Origin of the sequence: Arsukibacterium sp. (assembly GCF_033721375.1) — a bacterium.
Classification (GTDB): Bacteria; Pseudomonadota; Gammaproteobacteria; order Enterobacterales; family Alteromonadaceae; genus Alishewanella.
Genome location: NZ_JAWWAP010000001.1, coordinates 1 through 17,936, shown reverse-complemented (window position 1 = coordinate 17,936; position 17,936 = coordinate 1). Strand labels below are relative to the sequence as shown.

At 48.7% G+C, this 17,936-nt stretch carries 18 protein-coding genes; 17 read left to right on the top strand and 1 reads right to left on the bottom strand.

The window, feature by feature from the left end; genetic code table 11:
• Positions 1–89 precede the first annotated feature (89 nt).
• From acpP to prpF, 13 genes are all read left to right on the top strand, one after another.
• Positions 90–326, top strand: coding sequence for an acyl carrier protein (gene acpP, locus R3187_RS00095; RefSeq protein ID WP_008223041.1), 237 nt, complete (start codon positions 90–92; stop codon positions 324–326).
• 80 nt (positions 327–406) lie between these two features.
• The gene (gene fabF, locus R3187_RS00090) at positions 407–1,645 is read left to right on the top strand and encodes a beta-ketoacyl-ACP synthase II (RefSeq protein ID WP_318964666.1); all 1,239 of its coding nucleotides are present in this window, start codon (positions 407–409) and stop codon (positions 1,643–1,645) included.
• A 97-nt stretch (positions 1,646–1,742) separates the two neighbouring features.
• Positions 1,743–2,510, top strand: a complete 768-nt coding sequence (pabC, locus tag R3187_RS00085) for an aminodeoxychorismate lyase (RefSeq protein ID WP_318964665.1) — start codon at positions 1,743–1,745, stop codon at positions 2,508–2,510.
• A complete protein-coding gene (gene mltG / locus R3187_RS00080; RefSeq protein ID WP_318964664.1) occupies positions 2,507–3,523 on the top strand; it encodes an endolytic transglycosylase MltG in 1,017 nt (338 codons plus the stop codon). Before pabC ends, mltG begins: the two co-directional genes overlap by 4 nt.
• Positions 3,513–4,157: a dTMP kinase gene (tmk, locus tag R3187_RS00075; RefSeq protein ID WP_318964663.1), complete on the top strand. Its 645-nt coding sequence runs from the start codon at positions 3,513–3,515 to the stop codon at positions 4,155–4,157. Before mltG ends, tmk begins: the two co-directional genes overlap by 11 nt.
• Positions 4,150–5,073, top strand: coding sequence for a DNA polymerase III subunit delta' (holB, locus tag R3187_RS00070; protein WP_318964662.1), 924 nt, complete (start codon positions 4,150–4,152; stop codon positions 5,071–5,073). The genes tmk and holB overlap by 8 nt, the downstream gene beginning before the upstream one ends.
• Positions 5,061–5,387, top strand: a complete 327-nt coding sequence (locus R3187_RS00065; RefSeq protein WP_318964661.1) for a PilZ domain-containing protein — start codon at positions 5,061–5,063, stop codon at positions 5,385–5,387. The genes holB and R3187_RS00065 overlap by 13 nt, the downstream gene beginning before the upstream one ends.
• A 19-nt stretch (positions 5,388–5,406) precedes the next feature.
• Positions 5,407–6,186, top strand: coding sequence for a TatD family hydrolase (locus R3187_RS00060; protein ID WP_318964660.1), 780 nt, complete (start codon positions 5,407–5,409; stop codon positions 6,184–6,186).
• Between the two features lie 549 nt (positions 6,187–6,735).
• Positions 6,736–7,419: a GntR family transcriptional regulator gene (locus tag R3187_RS00055; RefSeq protein ID WP_318964659.1), complete on the top strand. Its 684-nt coding sequence runs from the start codon at positions 6,736–6,738 to the stop codon at positions 7,417–7,419.
• Between the two features lies 1 nt (position 7,420).
• Positions 7,421–8,311 (top strand): methylisocitrate lyase, encoded by an 891-nt coding sequence (gene prpB / locus R3187_RS00050; RefSeq protein WP_318964658.1) that lies wholly within the window; start codon positions 7,421–7,423, stop codon positions 8,309–8,311.
• Between the two features lie 66 nt (positions 8,312–8,377).
• The gene (gene prpC / locus R3187_RS00045; protein ID WP_318964657.1) at positions 8,378–9,505 is read left to right on the top strand and encodes a 2-methylcitrate synthase; all 1,128 of its coding nucleotides are present in this window, start codon (positions 8,378–8,380) and stop codon (positions 9,503–9,505) included.
• A 5-nt stretch (positions 9,506–9,510) separates the two neighbouring features.
• Positions 9,511–12,111: a Fe/S-dependent 2-methylisocitrate dehydratase AcnD gene (gene acnD / locus R3187_RS00040; protein ID WP_318965231.1), complete on the top strand. Its 2,601-nt coding sequence runs from the start codon at positions 9,511–9,513 to the stop codon at positions 12,109–12,111.
• A 374-nt stretch (positions 12,112–12,485) separates the two neighbouring features.
• Positions 12,486–13,673 (top strand): 2-methylaconitate cis-trans isomerase PrpF, encoded by a 1,188-nt coding sequence (prpF, locus tag R3187_RS00035; RefSeq protein ID WP_318964656.1) that lies wholly within the window; start codon positions 12,486–12,488, stop codon positions 13,671–13,673.
• Between the two features lie 383 nt (positions 13,674–14,056).
• Here the strand turns inward: prpF and R3187_RS00025 are convergent, their stop codons facing one another.
• On the bottom strand, positions 14,057–14,944 hold the full coding sequence (locus R3187_RS00025; protein WP_318964655.1) for an integron integrase: 888 nt from the start codon (positions 14,942–14,944) through the stop codon (positions 14,057–14,059).
• A gap of 1,105 nt (positions 14,945–16,049) precedes the next feature.
• Here R3187_RS00025 and R3187_RS00020 point away from each other — a divergent pair.
• The 4 genes from R3187_RS00020 to R3187_RS00005 all read left to right on the top strand — a co-directional run bounded on the left by R3187_RS00020 (position 16,050) and on the right by R3187_RS00005 (position 17,794).
• Positions 16,050–16,499, top strand: coding sequence for an energy transducer TonB (locus tag R3187_RS00020; RefSeq protein WP_318964654.1), 450 nt, complete (start codon positions 16,050–16,052; stop codon positions 16,497–16,499).
• A gap of 118 nt (positions 16,500–16,617) precedes the next feature.
• Entirely contained in the window at positions 16,618–16,896 is a 279-nt protein-coding gene (locus tag R3187_RS00015; protein ID WP_318964653.1) for an Imm31 family immunity protein, read from the top strand.
• A gap of 117 nt (positions 16,897–17,013) precedes the next feature.
• Positions 17,014–17,409, top strand: a complete 396-nt coding sequence (locus R3187_RS00010; RefSeq protein ID WP_318964652.1) for a hypothetical protein — start codon at positions 17,014–17,016, stop codon at positions 17,407–17,409.
• Positions 17,410–17,512: 103 nt separating this feature from the next.
• Positions 17,513–17,794 (top strand): hypothetical protein, encoded by a 282-nt coding sequence (locus tag R3187_RS00005; protein WP_318964651.1) that lies wholly within the window; start codon positions 17,513–17,515, stop codon positions 17,792–17,794.
• Positions 17,795–17,936: the final 142 nt, after the last annotated feature.

Sequence of the window (17,936 nt, the reverse complement as noted above, 5' to 3'; positions counted from 1 at the left end):
CGCTTGCAACAGTTGCAGCTTACGCATAAACTAGCGCCACACAAAATTGCACGAATTGTTGCGATTTATATGAGAAAAAGGAAGAAAAGATGAGCAACATCGAAGAACGCGTTAAAAAAATTATCATCGAGCAACTGGGTGTTAAAGAAGACGAAGTGAAAAACGAAGCGTCTTTTGTTGACGATCTGGGTGCAGACTCACTGGATACTGTTGAGCTGGTAATGGCGCTGGAAGAAGAATTCGATACTGAAATCCCTGACGAAGAAGCAGAGAAAATTACTACTGTTCAGTCGGCGATTGACTACATTAAAGCCCACGCTGAGTAAGCTGAAAGCTTGTAAAACGGGTAGCTTAGCTACCCGTTTTCGTTTCAAGACAGATATAATTTGCTAAGACGGAGGACACGATGGCAAAACGTCGTGTGGTAGTGACCGGTCTGGGAATGTTAACGCCACTGGGCAATGACGTATCCAGTAGCTGGCAGGCAATGCAGCAGGCCCAGAGTGGTATTGGTTTTATCGAGCATTTCGATACCAGTGCTTACACTACAAAATTTGCAGGTTTGGTTAAAGATTTTGATATAGAGCCTTATTTTCCGGCAAAAGATGCCAAGAAGATGGACTTGTTCATCCAGTATGGTGTCGCTGCGGGTATTCAGGCATTTCGTGATTCCGGTCTGGAAATAACCGAGCAAAATGCGCCGCGCATTGGTGCCGCCATCGGCTCAGGCATTGGTGGCCTGGGATTAATCGAAGAAAACCACACTAAATTAATTAACAGCGGCCCAAAACGCTTATCTCCGTTTTTTGTCCCATCAACCATTATCAATATGATTGCCGGCCAGTTGTCGATAAGCCTCGGCTTACAGGGGCCGAACATCAGTATTGTGACGGCTTGCACTACAGGCGTGCATAATATCGGTCAGGCAGCACGGATGATTGCGTACGGTGATGCTGATGCGATGATAGCCGGTGGCGCTGAGAAAGCTTCCACGCCACTGGGTATGGGCGGCTTTGGTGCTGCCAGAGCCTTATCGACCCGCAATGATGCGCCACAACAAGCCAGCCGGCCATGGGACAAAGACCGGGATGGTTTTGTGCTGGGCGACGGTGCCGGCGTAATGGTGGTAGAAGAGTATGAGCATGCGAAAGCCCGCGGCGCGAAAATTTATGCTGAGCTGGTAGGTTTTGGCATGAGTGGTGATGCTTACCATATGACCTCACCGCCGGAAAGTGGCACCGGTGCTGCGCTGGCAATGAAAAATGCCTTGCACGATGCCGGGGTAAATCCAGAGCAGGTGCAATATATTAATGCTCATGGTACCTCAACGCCGGCCGGTGATATTGCTGAAACCATGGCGATTAAATCAATTTTTGGTGCCACCCCGGCTAATTTAATGGTCAGCTCGTCAAAATCGATGATGGGCCATTTGTTAGGTGCTGCAGGTTCTGTTGAGTCTATCATCACGGTGCTGTCATTGCAGGATCAGCTGGTAACGCCGACCATTAATCTGGATAACCCCAGCGACGGCTGTGATCTGGATTATGTACCGCACACTGCCCGCCAGGCAAAGCTCGAGTATGCCCTGTGTAACTCGTTTGGCTTTGGTGGGACTAACGGTTCTATCCTGTTTAAACGGGTATAAGCCAAACGTCAGTTCGGCAAAGGCTGCTTTGGCAGCCTTTGTTTTATCTGCAATTTAAGGCATACTCGGCCTTATTTCCCGGTTGTAACTCAGTCACGTGACCAACACTATCAGTACTAATGATCGCTGCTTTTTATATGGCGACGGCTTTTTCAGCACAGTCAGGGTAAGCCGTGGCGTGCCACAGCTGTGGCCATTGCATCTGGCGCGGCTGCAACATACTGCCCGGCAACTTGCGATTACCCTTGCTGACTGGAACCAGATAAGTCACGCAGTAACCAATACCATCGAGGCTGAACAACTAACCGATGCCGTATTAAAAGTTCAGATATCCCGTGGGGATAGTAGCCGCGGCTATAGCCCGCAGGGCGTAACGCCGGCCAATGTTGTGATTAGTCACAGCAATCTGCCGGATTACCGCAACTGGCAACAGCAAGGAGTAAAGGTCGGATTGGCTGAGCTGCGGCTGGCCGTGCAGCCGGTGTTGGCGGGGCTGAAGCATTGTAACCGGCTGGAGCAGGTGTTGTTAAAAAAAGAAGCCTGCGAACGACAGCTTGATGATTTACTGGTATGCGATCAACAGGGCTATATCACAGAGGCGATTGCCGCTAATCTGTTTTTGCACCGTGGCGGTCGCTGGTATACTCCGCAATTAAGTCGGGCTGGTGTGGCCGGAGTGATGCGCAGCCATCTGTTATCAGTGCATAGCGACATTGAACAGGTTAACTGGCTGTTGTCTGAGCTGGCCAACGTGGATGCGATGGTGCTGACCAATGCGCTGATGGGGCCGGTACCGGTGCAATCTTATAATAACCGGCAGCTTGATCTGGCGCTGGCTAAAACCTGGTGTAATGATTTTCTATGATTAAAAAACTGTTGGTGTTGCTGTTGCTGGCGGGTGCCAGCGCAGCACTGGTACTGGGTTACGCTTTTCAGCAACTGGGTCAACGGCAGCTTGCACTGTCACAGCCTTACTTTACCGTGCAGGCCGGTAGCAGTGCCCGTGGCCTTTGTCAGCAATGGCTGGCAGAGGGCCAGCTTAAGGCCTACGACTGTCAGTTGCTGCGCTTATATTTAAAGTGGCAACCCGGGCTGGCGCAAGTAAGACAAGGTACATACCAGACGCCTGATAAAGCGACATTATTATCATTACTGCGCTTATTTGCCAGCGGTGAGGTGGCGCAGTTCAGCCTGACCTTTATCGACGGTGAAACGGTACAGCAAGCGATATCGCGCTTGCAGCAAGCGAAGTATCTGCGCCAGGATGTCACTGCCAGTAGTGACATCCTGGCATTGTTATCCTGGCCAGACGACTGGGGCGCGAAGCCACAACATCCGGAAGGGCTGCTATTTGCTGACACCTATTTTTATACTGCTGACAGCAGCGCCAGTGAACTGGTATCCCGGGCACAGCAGGCATTGCTGCGTCAGCTTGATCTGGCCTGGCAGCAGCGGCAGGGCGCGTTGCCGCTGCAAAACCGCTACCAGCTGTTGATCATGGCTTCTTTAATTGAAAAGGAAAGCGGCTTGCTGGCCGAAAAGCCGCTGGTCAGCTCGGTTTTTGTTAACCGTCTGAACAGTAATATGCGGCTGCAAACCGATCCAACCGTTATTTATGGCTTAACCGACTACAGCGGCCGGATAACCTATGCTGATTTGCGTAACCCGCATCCGTATAATACTTACCGGCATCATGGTTTACCACCAGGCCCTATTTCACTGGTCGGCGCCAGTGCTTTGCGGGCTGCCGCCCAGCCGGATGTCAGTGATTATTATTATTTTGTCAGCCGTGGTGATGGCTCTCATGTGTTTTCACAAACCCTCGAGCAGCATAATGCGGCAGTAAGAAAGTTTATTTTGGGAAAAAATGATGATTGAGCCCGGCAAGTTTATCGTAGTGGAAGGGCTGGAAGGTGCCGGTAAAAGCAGCGCAATTGCGACTATCCGTCACTGGTTGCAGCAACAGGATATTCAGGTGGTATGCACCCGCGAGCCTGGCGGCACCCCTCTGGCTGAACAGCTTCGCACCCTGGTAAAGCAGGTTGATAACAATGAGCAGCTGGCACCGGAGACTGAGTTGTTACTGATGTATGCCGCAAGGGTGCAGTTGCTGACGAACGTTATCCGCCCGGCACTTGGCCGTGGAGACTGGGTGCTGGCTGATCGGCATGATATGTCATCCCGCGCTTATCAGGGCGGAGGGCGGCAGCTGGATGAACAGCTGATTAATAATCTGCGCAGCACCGTGCTGGGAAACACCCGGCCTGATCTGACGCTTTATCTTGATATCGACCCGGCTGTTGGCCTTAGCCGCGCTGCCGCGCGGGGCGAGCTGGACAGGATTGAGCAGGAGCAACTGGCGTTTTTTGTCCGCACCCGGCACAAATACCTGCAGATAGCAGCAAGCGAGCCTGATATTGTCAGTATTGATGCCAGCCAGCCGCTGGACGTGGTGCAACAAAGTATTATCAGTGCGCTGAACAGCCATTTTACCGGCCGGGCAAATGACTGAGCTGTATCCGTGGTTGCAGCCACCCTTTAATCAGCTGCTGGCACTGACTAACAGCGGCCAGCTGGCACATGCGCTGGTACTCTGTGGCCCGGCAGGTATTGGTAAAGCGACAATGGCTGACGCGCTGGCGGCAGTATTGCTGTGCAAGAACCGGCAACCTGCCGGCGCTTGCGGTCAGTGTAAAAGCTGTATGTTACGCCAGGCAGGCAACCATGCTGATTTACTGAAATTACACAGCGATACCCAGCATATTGGGGTGGATGCTATTCGCCAGCTGAATAACTTCAGCCATGGCGCGGCGCAACAGCATGGCAACCGGGTGGTGGTTATTCCTGCGGCAGACACCATGACCGAAGCGGCTGCCAATGCGCTGTTAAAAACCCTGGAAGAACCGCCTGCCGGCTGTTTCATTATTCTGGTCAGCAGTAACTATCCGCAATTGTCGGCAACCATCCGCAGTCGTTGTCAGCAATGGCAACTGCATGCCGGTAACGCGGCTGACATAGCACAGTGGCTGAGCCAGCAGACAAATAAATCGCCGCCGGCTTTTTTAGTGGAGTATTGTCAGGGCGCGCCGTTAAAAGCGCTGAGTCTGCTGGCCGATGACACGGCTACCAGTCTCAGTGATACCCTGACATTGCTGGATGAGTATTTTAGTGGCAAGCTGCAGCTGACAAACGTGGTCAAGCAGTTGGACGGTAAAGCTGAACTTAGTGGTATGCTCGGTTTTTATATCCGGCAACGGCTGGCACAGCCGCTGGAATTTTTGCGCCAGCAGGCTGTTTTAACGGCATACCAGCGCTGGTGTCGTGACGCGACCCGGATAATAGGGCAAAATAGTGCCTTAGCATTAACCGGCTTATTAACTGAATTAAAATCCCTGCTGCAACATCCGGAGGCAAAATGGAAGAGCTGACCCTGGGCTTTAGCGATAATAAAGAATTATACCGCTGTTATATGCCCTTTTTTAAAAATGGTGGTTTGTTTATCCGCTCGGCCCGGCAATACAAAATGGGCCAGTCACTGGCACTGAGTGTGACGTTGCCCGATGCCCTGGAGCCGATGGTCGTGACCGGCAAGGTGGCCTGGGTGGCACCACATGGCTCACAAAGTGCTAACCCCGCCGGTATTGGCGTCGCCTTTATTGATGATAAAAGCAATTTAGCCGGCAAAATTGAAAAGCTGATTGGCGGCATGCAAAACAGCACTGATCCTACTTATACAATGTAATTGTTGTCAGAGGTATTTTTTGTTTGTAGATTCTCATTGTCATCTGGACAGGTTAGAACTTGATAAACTGGGGCTTAGCCTAGAGCAGGTAATTGCTGCAGCACTTGAACGCAAGGTCGAGCATATGCTGTGTGTATCGGTCAGTCTGGCTGAGTTTACTGATATGGCAGCCACTGTTACGGACTATCCGCAGGTATCCATCTCCTGCGGTGAGCATCCGCTGCATCAAACCGGTACGGTTGATCCAGAGCAGTTGCTGCAGTTATGCCAACAGCCACAGGTGGTCGCCGTTGGTGAAACCGGGCTTGATTATTTTTATGCGCCAGAGTCGAAACTGGCTCAGCAAGCAGCATTTGTCAGCCATATTGCTGTTGCCCGGCAGGTAAATAAACCGCTGATTGTTCATACCCGCGATGCCCGCAGTGACACTATTGCCTTACTTAAGTCGCATCAGGCTGAGCAGGCGGGTGGGGTGCTGCATTGTTTTACTGAAAGCTATGAAATGGCCAAAGCCGCGCTGGATTTAGGCTTTTATATTTCTATTTCCGGCATTATGACGTTTCGAAATGCTGATGAGCTGCGTGGCGTGGTTAAAAAGTTACCGCTGGACCGGCTGTTAATTGAAACCGACTCGCCCTATCTGGCGCCTGTGCCTTACCGGGGAAAAACCAATCAGCCTGCTTATGTTACCGCCGTGGCAGATGCGATAAGCGAGCTGCGCGGTATTAGTGTGGCCAGTCTGGCAGAGCAGACTACCGCTAACTTTTACCGGTTATTCCCGCTTTGTCAGGTAAGTTAAGTTTATGATTATATTTAATTAAGTTGGAAGCTTAGCGGCAAATGTGCCAGATAAAAGAAGCCCAGAACCAATCCGAATTGTTCTGGGCCTAGGGGAATGGCTCATAGGGAATGAGCCGTGCGCTATCGAAAAACTGTTGCAAATTACGTACAGCCAAGTGTAGTAAAGCTAATTCATTTTTTCCTGTTGCTACCTGGTCCTGAATTCGTTTCTGAGGAAAAGTTACCCACCGTTTCTACTCAGGTTATACCCAGCTTATCCCCTGATTTTCGCCGCAGCATGGCATTCTTGCAGTCTTTGCCCTTATTTAGGGGCAAGCCTTTAATATAAGACATTTGAATTAACTGTTAATTTTTAATAATTAAAAAGTCTAAAAAATATTTTGTGCTGGCGTACTTTAATTGTGGCGGCTGTGTTTAATTTAGTGGCAGCTAGCTAAATGACTCTACGACTTTAGGTGTATATTGTCGACAATTTCCCGCCATATGGCTTGACATAGCACCTTAAGAAGCTTAAAAAGGGCGCATTAATTATTTATGTCGACAATCTATGCATCAGGCTCATCCAGCTTTACGTCAACCTGTTACTGCTGCCGATCGGGTATTGCAGGAAATTCAGCGGGCTATTGTTGAAGGTGATATAGCGGCCGGCAGCAAAATCAGTGAGCCGGAGCTGGCGCGGCGCTTCGATTTAAGCCGGGCGCCACTGCGCGAGGCGTTAGCCAGGCTGGAGCGTTGCCATTTAATTGAACGGATCCCTAATGCCGGTGCCAGAGTAGTAACCTTATCGACCGCTGGTTTACTTGCGCTGTATCAACTCAGGGAAAACCTGGAAGGTTTAGCCTGTAAGCTGGCCGCTGAGCATATGACCGAGGCGGAAATTACCGAAGTACGGCAATTACTGGACCAGCATTTATCATCACAACGGGTTCGTGAAGGCGAAAGTTACTATCAGGAAGCCGGCGATCTGGATTTTCATTACCGGGTGATCCTGGGTAGCAAAAATAGCTATTTAATCAACATTTTATGTGACGAGTTGTATTATCTGGTACGAATGTACCGGGTCCAGCTGGGGATGAACGGACCGCGGGTATCCCGTGCGTTTGACGAACATAAAGCTATTATTAATGCCATTGCTAACCGTGACGGTGAGCTGGCTGACTTACTGATGCGCCGTCATATTGCAGCATCGCGGCGGAATATCGAATTACAACTTCAACAAATGGGAAGCTGATATGGCTAACACACTGACCGCCGGCGCCAAATTTCGCGCCGCTATAACTGCAAACAAACCATTACAAATAGTGGGTACCATTAATGCGTACACCGCGATGATGGCTGAGCGCTCTGGCCATCAGGCTATTTATTTATCTGGTGCCGGTGTGGCAAATGCCTCTTTTGGTTTGCCGGATCTGGGCATGACCTCATTAAATGACGTATGTGAAGATATTCGCCGGATCACGGCGGCGAGCAGTTTACCGCTGTTAGTCGACGCCGATACCGGCTGGGGCGGCGCGTTTAATATTGCCCGCACCGTTAAAGAAATGAGCCGGGCCGGTGCCGCAGGTTTTCATATTGAAGATCAGGTGGCGCAAAAGCGCTGTGGTCACCGCCCTAACAAAGAAATTGTCAGCCTGAACGAAATGGTCGATCGGGTAAAAGCCAGTGTCGATGCCCGTGATGATGAGCAGTTTTTTATTATGGCGCGCACCGATGCATTAGCCCAGCAAGGGGTGGATGCGGCGCTGGAACGGGCGCTGGCCTGTGAAGCTGCCGGTGCCGACGCGATTTTTGCCGAGGCAGTGCATACCCTGGAGCAATATCAGGCTTTTACCGATGCATTAAAAATACCGGTGCTGGCAAATATTACCGAGTTTGGCCAGACACCATTATTTAATAAAACCGAACTGGCCAGTGTCGGCGTGGCCATGGTGCTGTACCCGTTAAGTGCGTTCAGAGCGATGAATAAGGCGGCACTTAATGTGTATCAGTCTATTCTGACCAATGGCGATCAGAAAGCCGTGGTTGAAACCATGCAAACCCGGGCTGAGTTATACGACTTTTTAAATTATCACAGCTTTGAGCAAAAGCTGGATGCGCTGTTCAGCGATGGCAAAAATAAGTAAGCCTTAGCAGCAATCCAGCTGGCACAGACAATTTAAACTGACTTAATAAAGAATTGGAGCAAGACAATGGCAAATGCAAAACAATTATCAGGAGCAGGCCTGCGCGGCCAGGTGGCAGGCAAAACAGCACTATCAACAGTAGGTAAAAGCGGCTCAGGTTTAACTTATCGTGGTTATGATGTGAAAGATTTAGCGGCAAACTGTGAATTTGATGAAGTGGCGTTTCTGATCCTTAAAGGTGAGTTGCCCAATAAAAGTGAGCTGGCACAGTATAAAACCAAGCTGAAAAAGATGCGGGCATTGCCGCAGGCATTAAAAGATACCCTGGAGCGGATCCCGGCATCGTCTCACCCGATGGATGTAATGCGTACCGGCTGCTCAATGCTGGGTAATCTGGAGACAGAGCAGCGGTTTGGCGAACAGGACGACATTACCGATCGGATGCTGGCCGTATTTCCGGGTATGGTGAACTACTGGTACAACTACAGCCATCATAATAAGCAGATTGATGTCGAAACCGATGCTAATTCAACTGCTGAGCAGTTTTTATGGACGTTGCACGGTGAAAAGCCAACCGAGTTGCACAGACAGGTAATGGAAGCTTCACTGATTTTATATGCAGAACATGAGTTTAATGCTTCTACCTTTACCGCACGGGTCTGTGCTTCTACCCTAAGCGATATGCATTCGTGTATTACCGGTGCTATTGGCTCCTTACGTGGGCCATTACACGGTGGCGCAAATGAAGCCGCGATGGAACTGATTGAAAATATGAAAGATCCGGAAGATGCAGAGCAGAAGCTACTTGGCATGCTGGAGCGTAAAGAAAAAATTATGGGTTTTGGCCACGCCGTTTATTCTGAATCTGATCCCCGCAATGCGGTGATTAAACAGTGGTCAGAAAAGTTAGCCAAAGCCAATGGTGATACCCGCTTGTATGATGTGTCAGCGCGCTGTGAAGAAGTGATGTGGCGTGAGAAGAAACTGTTCTGTAACGCTGATTTTTTCCATGCGTCGGCCTACAACTATATGGGTATACCCACTAAGTTATTTACGCCGATTTTTGTCTGCAGCCGTTTAACCGGCTGGGCAGCCCATGTGATGGAACAACGTGCCGATAACCGGATTATCCGGCCAAGCGCCGATTATGTAGGTGTGGAACCACGCAGCGTTAAACCGATTAATGAGCGGTAATTATGATGAATAGTGAATATCGTAAAAAACTGCCCGGCACCAACCTGGAGTATTTTGATACCCGGGCGGCTGTCGATGCTATTGAGCCCGGCGCTTATGCCAAGCTGCCTTATACCTCACGGGTATTTGCCGAAAACCTGGTGCGCCGCTGCGACAAGGCCACGCTGACTGACTCGTTAAAGCAATTTATCTACCGCAAAAATGACCTGGATTTCCCGTGGTACCCGGCACGGGTTGTCTGTCATGATATTTTAGGCCAGACCGCACTGGTTGATTTAGCCGGCCTGCGCGATGCCATAGCAGAACAGGGCGGCGATCCGGCCAAAGTAAACCCGGTGGTGCCAACCCAGTTAATTGTTGATCACTCACTGGCGGTAGAACATGCCGGCTTCGAGGCTGATGCTTTTGAGAAAAACCGGGCCATTGAAGATCGACGTAATGATGATCGTTTCCATTTTATTAACTGGACGAAAAAAGCCTTTAAAAATGTCGATGTGATCCCACCGGGTAACGGCATTATGCACCAGATTAATTTAGAGCGGATGTCACCGGTAGTGCATTCACTCGACGGTGTGGCATTTCCTGACACCCTGGTCGGTACCGACAGCCATACGCCGCATGTCGATGCGCTTGGCGTAATTGCCATTGGCGTCGGAGGCCTGGAAGCCGAGAGCGTGATGCTCGGCCGGGCCAGCTGGATGCGCCTGCCCGATATTATCGGGGTAGAGCTGACCGGCAAAGCCCAGCCTGGCATTATGGCCACCGACATTGTGCTGGCGCTGACTGAGTTTTTACGCAAACAAAAAGTGGTGTCGAGTTATCTGGAGTTTTATGGCGAAGGTGCCAGTAGCTTAAGTCTGGGCGATCGGGCGACTATTTCTAATATGACACCGGAATACGGTGCCACTGCGGCGATGTTTTACATCGACCAGCAAACACTGGACTATTTAACCCTGACCGGCCGTGACGCCAAACAGGTGCAGCTGGTTGAAACCTATGCCAAAACCGCCGGTTTATGGGCGGACAGTTTAACTACAGCTGAATACCCCCGCGTGCTGAAGTTTGATTTATCCAGTATTGGTCGCACCATGGCCGGGCCGTCTAACCCGCATGCCAGGCTGGCGACCAGCGATTTGGCTGCCCGCGGTATTGCTGGTAAATATGAGATCGAAGAGGGCAAAATGCCGGATGGCGCAGTGATTATTGCTGCCATTACCAGTTGTACCAATACTTCTAATCCGCGCAATGTGATTGCTGCCGGCTTACTGGCCCGTAACGCTAATGCCAAAGGCTTAACCCGCAAGCCCTGGGTGAAAACCTCGCTGGCACCCGGCTCTAAAGCCGTGCAGTTATATCTGGAAGAAGGTCATTTATTGGCTGAACTGGAGCAGCTTGGCTTTGGGATTGTCGGTTTCGCCTGTACTACCTGTAACGGTATGAGCGGCGCGCTGGATCCGGTTATTCAAAAAGAAGTGGTAGAGCGTGATTTATACGCCACCGCAGTGCTGTCGGGTAACCGCAACTTTGATGGTCGTATTCACCCGTATGCCAAGCAGGCTTTTTTAGCGTCACCGGCCTTAGTGGTGGCTTATGCGATTGCCGGTACCATTCGCTTTGATATAGAAAAAGACATTTTAGGTTATGACGATAAAGGTAACGCCATTACCTTAAAAGACATCTGGCCGGATGATGCCGAAATTGATGCGGTGGTGGCGCAAAGCGTTAAGCCGGAACAGTTCCGTCGCGTTTATGAGCCGATGTTTGCGGTTGATGTCGATTACGGTGAGAAGGTAACGCCGCTATATGACTGGCGGCCACAAAGCACTTACATCCGCCGCCCGCCTTACTGGGCGACAGAAGGCGAGGGTGCTATTGCCGGTGAGCGCAGTTTAACCGGTATGCGGCCACTGGCAGTGCTGGGCGATAACATAACCACTGACCATTTATCACCATCAAACGCCATTATGATGGACAGCGCGGCCGGTGAATACCTGCATAAAATGGGCGTGCCGGAAGAAGATTTTAACTCTTATGCTACCCACCGCGGTGACCATTTAACGGCACAGCGGGCGACTTTTGCTAACCCTAAGCTGATTAATGAAATGGCGGTGGTCGATGGCAAGGTGAAGCAGGGCTCGTTAACCAGACTAGAGCCGGAAGGCAAAGTCATGCGGATGTGGGAAGCGATTGAAACCTACATGCAGCGCAAGCAGCCATTGATCATCATCGCTGGTGCTGATTATGGTCAGGGTTCATCACGCGACTGGGCAGCGAAAGGCGTGCGCTTAGCCGGGGTCGAAGCCATTGCTGCTGAGGGCTTTGAGCGAATTCACCGTACCAATTTAATTGGCATGGGCGTATTGCCGCTGGAGTTTAAACCGGGCACTACCCGTGAAACGCTTAAGCTGGATGGCACTGAAACCTATGACGTTACAGGCGAGCGCAAGCCGCGGGCTGAGCTTACCCTGGTTATTCACCGGGCCAATGGCGAAACCCTGCAGGTGCCGGTAATCTGTCGCCTGGATACGGGCGAAGAGTTGTCGATTTACGAAGCCGGTGGTGTACTGCAGCGCTTTGCCCAGGACTTTTTGCAGGGCGCGGTGTAACGGTAACGGATAGCTATAGTCCTTTTGGTGGCTTCGGTTGAAACAATTAAGCATGAAGTGCTGCGATTACAACGCTCTGAACTGCTTGTCACAGCAACTCGTCCTTTGCCTGCGGCAGGACTCAGACACTCTGTGACAACATTTCAGAGGTTCTAATCTTCGCTGACAAAGTGCATTTGTTTCCGAAGGAAGAGCCGATGCCCTGTTTTGTCGCCGTAGAGTGTCTGAGTAAACGCGCAAGCGTTTAGGAGTTGCTGCGGCGAGCAAAATAGGGTTGTCGGCTCGTACTTAATGCGATGTATATGCTGTAATGAGCAGAAAGAGATTTTCGGCTCGTACGCCCACAACAAACATAAAATCCAAACGGTAAAACTATGACTACACCACAAATTAAAATCCCCGCAACTTATATGCGTGGCGGAACCTCGAAAGGGGTATTTTTTAAACTGGACGATTTACCAGAAGCGGCCCGGATGCCGGGCGCAGCGCGCGATAGCTTGTTGCTGCGGGTAATTGGCAGCCCCGATCCTTATGGTAAGCATACCGACGGTATGGGCGGCGCGACGTCCAGCACCAGCAAGGCCGTTATTTTAAGTAAAAGCATTAAAGCCGACCATGACGTTGACTATATTTTCGGCCAGGTGGCGATAGACAAGCCGTTTATCGACTGGAGTGGTAACTGCGGTAACTTAAGCGCAGCGGTAGGTTCATTTGCTATCAGTAATGGCCTGGTTGCTACAGATCGGGTGCCTGAAAACGGCATTTGCACCGTGCGAATTTGGCAGGGCAACATTAGCAAAACCATTATTGCCCACGTGCCTATAACCAATGGCGAAGTGCAGGAAACCGGTGACTTTGAACTGGATGGTGTAACCTTTCCGGCAGCCGAAGTACAAATAGAGTTTTTAAACCCGGCGGCTGATGAAGGTGAGGGCGGTGGCGCCATGTTCCCTACCGGCAATATTGTCGACGAGCTGGATGTACCGGGTATTGGCCGTATTAAAGCCACGCTGATTAACGCTGGTATTCCGACTATTTTCGTCAATGCTGCCGATATCGGCTATAGCGGCACCGAGTTACAGGGCACGATTAACGGCGATGAAAACGCCTTACAACGTTTTGAAGATATCCGTGCTCACGGTGCGCTGAAGATGGGCTTAATTAATAACCTTGAGCAAGCCCTGGTGCGCCAGCATACCCCCAAAGTGGCTTTTGTCGCCCCGCCAAAAGGCTATGTGTCTTCCAGTGGTAAAGACGTGGCCGCAACAGATATCGACTTGCTGGTACGGGCATTATCAATGGGTAAACTGCATCACGCGATGATGGGCACCGCTGCGGTGGCCATTGGCACTGCCGCCGCTATTCCGGGTACGTTGGTTAACCTGGCCGCCGGCGGCGAAGCACGCGAAGCAGTGCGCTTTGGTCACCCGTCAGGTACCTTAAAAGTAGGTGCTGCTGCCGAAAAGGTAAATAATGAGTGGACCGTGACCAAAGCCATAATGAGCCGCAGCGCAAGGGTGCTGATGGAAGGCTGGGTAAGAATACCCGGTGATTGCTTCTAGCCCGAAACTACCTTTTGAACAGGGCGCTACGGCGCCCTTTTTTATAGCAGTTGTGATAATGGGCTTCTGACGCCACTGGCGCCTTGTTTAAGTACGTGAGTGTAAATTTGGGTTGTTTTAACATCGGTATGGCCAGGTGCTCTTTTCAGCTAATTATGAACGATTCAGTCGGAATTAAAGGGTGCTCAGACAAGGCATTCATTTGAAGGTTTAGTGGTGCTAAATCAAAAATGAGTAACGAAGTCTGAGTACCCTTTAAACCGACCCAGAGGGCGATTGCCAAAACTTTCATGGCATCGTTACCTCGTTTCGACAGAGCACCACTATGCCTTCAACGAGAGGCCTCACCCTAAAAGCCTTGGCAATCGCTGAACTTGTCATAATCAGCTGGAAAGAGCACTTAGTTCTTGCACGGTACGAATATCGGCACCTGCTTCCAGTAAATGCGTGGCAAAACTATGGCGCAAAGTATGGCAGGTTACATTTTTCTTAATTTTAGCCTGTCGAGCCGCCAATTTAATGGCTCGCCTGACAGTTGTTTCATCTATATGATGTCGCCGCAGTAGTTTGGATTCCGGGTCAACACTTAACTGGCTGGATGGAAATAAATACTGCCAGCCAATTTCTTTGGGCGCTGCCGGGTATTTACGGGCTAACGCGAAAGGTAACCATACACCGGCATATTGCGGGTTATAGAAGTCCGCCTGAAAATATTGCTCAACGTGATGGATTTGGATATGTAAACCAGGAATCAGCTCTGCTGCCAGCGTAACCCGACGGTTTTTATTACCTTTGCCCTGCCACACCATTACTGATAAGTAGTCAAAATCAATATCCTGCACCCGAAGGCGTACTGCTTCCATCAGGCGTAAACCACTACCGTACAATAGTTGGGCTATCAATTTGTATTTTGGATCTATCACTAACAGCAGTTGTTGTATTTCCGCTTTGGTTAATACCACTGGCAACTTTTGTGCTATGCGGGCTTTATTAAAATTCAGCTGTAAAGACAACGGTCGCTGAACAATATGTTTATAAAGAAAACTCAATGCATTAAGCGCCGTTGCTTGTGTTTTAACCGCTACACTGCGTTGGTTTGATAGAAAAGACAAAAACTGTTCAACTTCCAGATCGCCAAGTGCATTAGGATGCTGTTTGTTGTTGTGCAATATATAAAATTTAATCCAATACAGGTAGGTATCAATAGTCCGCTTGGCATAGCGGCGGGTTCTCATAAAGTCGGCGATATATTCCAGAAATGGGGATGCCATAGCGTCACCTTGGTGGTGTTTATTTATACAGTAGTCTGACCTGAGTAAAATATCCACCAACTTGCGGGCACAGCGCCTGCTTTTAGTTAAGTTTATTAACAGTGGTAAACAGAAAGTTGTTGATAACCGGTGTTTTTCGGGTTAGTTTTGGGAAATTAAATTTTTCGTGATGGCGACTTGCTGTCACGACTTGCGGGCATAGTGCCTTCTATTAAATTGTTAGCAGGTTTTCGGGTTTTAACGGTTTTAGTCAGTAGTTTTATTCCAGCATTGCTCGTGTTTGGCTTACCAAGCGGCACTGGCAAATCGTCAAAGCTCGCCAGTTTGTGGGTTTGTTGCAAACGGTGGTGGCGGTAGCGTTGTTCTTCGTGGCTTCGCTTAACAGCTTTACAGGTTCCGGTTGGCTCGCTGTGTCGCAGTTAACCGGTGTAGTTTTTAATTTAAAGCAGTCGTGCCGTTGTTCAGGTTTGCCAGTGCGGCAAGCCGCGAAAGTCCGGTGTAGGCTGCTAACAAGCAAAATCAACGGACGCGTACCGCGCCGCTGTTTTGAGCGTTAGGCACTTTATATGGTTTTGGTGGGAATCAATGGTTAAGTATTTAAACAATCCGCTCACCCCAATTCTAATTATTTTACTTTATTTACTTTCGTTATTTCTTCCAGCCATGAGCAACGGTAAAGAAGTCGAGCCGTATATTATGGGGTATACGATTCTAGGCGAAGGGGCGATGGCAATAATGTTCTTTGAACCTAGGTGGTACGTTAATTTGATTTTTTATTGGGTTATTTTTCGTATCATCTGCAGGCGAAATTTTATGTTCCCTAGATTTTTAGGTTGGATATTTTTAATAACCTCCCTTTCTGTGTTTTTATTTCGCTCTCCATGGTTTATTAATCAAATAACTTATACCTACGGCGCTTATATTTGGGCACTGTGTATGCTTTATTGTTCGGTATTTTTATTTTGTAAAAATGGTATTGGTTTAAAAGTGCCTAACAAACCACTAAAGCGGGACTCGTAACAGTTGGCTCAGTTTCGCTTCGCTACACATTTTAGCCAACTATTACTCGCTCCTTAGTGGGGCGTTATGTGCTAGGAAGCTATCGATGAAATTTTGTATATTCCTGATTTGCTTTTTTTTGGTTGCATGTCAGTCAACCGTTCAAAACGACTCGACAGTTAAAAAGGAATATAGTACTGAAGAAATTTACCAAATATTCGAAAAAAATATCGAAAGATATAGAGCGAAGTTATATCAAGAGCCTGAAAGCCTTAGAATTTGGGTGGAAATGGTGCGTTACAGATTTGAGCCCCATTATGAAGTAACTCAAGAAATGCTTGGGCATCACGTAAAAATCAAGATTATTTTAAATGATAAGGGTTACATTGAATATACGGAAATCATATCCTCATCTGGTAACGGTGCTCTAAATCAAGCGGCAGATAAAGCGCTAAAGCTCGCACAACCATTTGTAGTTTCGGGTTTGTCAGCAAAAGACAAAAAAGTAGCAAAAAACATAGTACTTACGTTTGCCCCGGAGAAAGAAAGCACATAACAAGGGTTTTTAAGTCGGACTCGTAACAGCTTGCTCGGTTCCACTTCGTTTCACATTTTAGCAAGCTTTTACTCGCCGCTTAAAACGGCGTTAGTGTTCTTAAGAGGTAGAAGTAGCATTGGACCCTAAGTTTAAATTTTTTGAAAAGGTCATTGTTAGTTCAGATGAGCCATCTCTGAAGACGATTAATGGTCGGTCTGGTGCAATTCTGGGTATCAGCGAAGATAGCGGCCATGGATTTAGCTACTCAGCGCATATATATGAGTATGGTGAGGTATGGGTAGTTATGGAATCAGATCTGGAGCCAACTGGTGAATTTGACTCCAGAGAAGCATTCTATGATGGTTATAGCGTACAAGTCGGAGTGGATGCTAAAGGAAGAGGCACCCTTGGCTGAAACACACACTAACAAGGCAAGTCAGCATCGCACCTTCGGTGCTGGACTCGCTAACGCTCGCCGCTGCTTGCGGCGTTAGTATTCAAAGCCAGTCACCGATGCGTAAGGAAGTTGTCGATGAAGATTAAAGCCAAAGGTCCATTTCTCGTAATTTCTCACCCAGAAAAAGGCAGTTTTAGGCTTTATCTTATGGATGACAACGACAACGGTCCCGATAATTATCAGGCTGACAAAAAGCTATGTGCTAAAAAAGTTAAATCTGGCGGATTGATTATAAATGGTGAAGTCGTTACAGATCCCGTTAAGATCGAAGATTATTTGAAAGAAGCTGACGAAGCTTTAGAAACTGCTGCTGTTAATGCAATTGAAAGTGGAAAACGCAGCGTCGATGAAGAGCTAAAAGAAGAAGTGCTACCTTACTTAGAATCTATGAATTTCGATGAAGCTGTCAATGAATGCATGAGAGAGCTGGGGTGGGTAACAAGAATGGGTACCAAAGCAGATTTAAATTGAATACTAACAAGCGCCTAAAACATCGCGGCCTTCGGCCACTGGACTCGCAACAAGTTGCTCGCCGTTTAGGCGTGCGTTATGTTTACCAGGAGTCATATAGTCTGTGAGTATTAAAAATATATTATTTAATTGGCTTCCTGAAATTTTATTGTTCATTTTATTTGGCGCAATGTATTTCTACGTCAGCGATATAAGAGAAAATTTACATTTATTGCGAGAGCATTTGAACGACGAAAAAAATTTTAATTTTGCTATGGCGAAATTGGACTCAAAGATTGCTCAAATATGGGTTTTCTGCATTTTCTTTGTAGGTATATTAAATCTGAAAAAACGTAAACATAACAAGTCAAGCAACACGGATGCGGCAAGCCGCACCGGTTCTTGAAGCGTTATAAGCCATAGGAAACCACATTTGGCGATTCTATTTTTTACCGTATTTATTGTTACGTTTTGCTGGCAAGAGCTTCTTTATTTAGCTTTAAATCGCTTTGGAAGGGTAGCTACCGTAGGAATCTCAGTATTGGGTG

Coding starts and splice junctions, on each gene's coding strand:
- holB (WP_318964662.1), top strand. CDS start 4,150: ATGACTGAGCTGTATCCGTGGTTGCAGCCACCCTTTAATCAGCTGCTG.
- R3187_RS00020 (WP_318964654.1), top strand. CDS start 16,050: ATGAAATTTTGTATATTCCTGATTTGCTTTTTTTTGGTTGCATGTCAG.
- prpF (WP_318964656.1), top strand. CDS start 12,486: ATGACTACACCACAAATTAAAATCCCCGCAACTTATATGCGTGGCGGA.
- mltG (WP_318964664.1), top strand. CDS start 2,507: ATGATTAAAAAACTGTTGGTGTTGCTGTTGCTGGCGGGTGCCAGCGCA.
- prpB (WP_318964658.1), top strand. CDS start 7,421: ATGGCTAACACACTGACCGCCGGCGCCAAATTTCGCGCCGCTATAACT.
- R3187_RS00025 (WP_318964655.1), bottom strand. CDS start 14,944: ATGGCATCCCCATTTCTGGAATATATCGCCGACTTTATGAGAACCCGC.
- prpC (WP_318964657.1), top strand. CDS start 8,378: ATGGCAAATGCAAAACAATTATCAGGAGCAGGCCTGCGCGGCCAGGTG.
- R3187_RS00055 (WP_318964659.1), top strand. CDS start 6,736: ATGCATCAGGCTCATCCAGCTTTACGTCAACCTGTTACTGCTGCCGAT.
- R3187_RS00065 (WP_318964661.1), top strand. CDS start 5,061: ATGGAAGAGCTGACCCTGGGCTTTAGCGATAATAAAGAATTATACCGC.
- acpP (WP_008223041.1), top strand. CDS start 90: ATGAGCAACATCGAAGAACGCGTTAAAAAAATTATCATCGAGCAACTG.
- tmk (WP_318964663.1), top strand. CDS start 3,513: ATGATGATTGAGCCCGGCAAGTTTATCGTAGTGGAAGGGCTGGAAGGT.
- R3187_RS00010 (WP_318964652.1), top strand. CDS start 17,014: ATGAAGATTAAAGCCAAAGGTCCATTTCTCGTAATTTCTCACCCAGAA.
- acnD (WP_318965231.1), top strand. CDS start 9,511: ATGAATAGTGAATATCGTAAAAAACTGCCCGGCACCAACCTGGAGTAT.
- fabF (WP_318964666.1), top strand. CDS start 407: ATGGCAAAACGTCGTGTGGTAGTGACCGGTCTGGGAATGTTAACGCCA.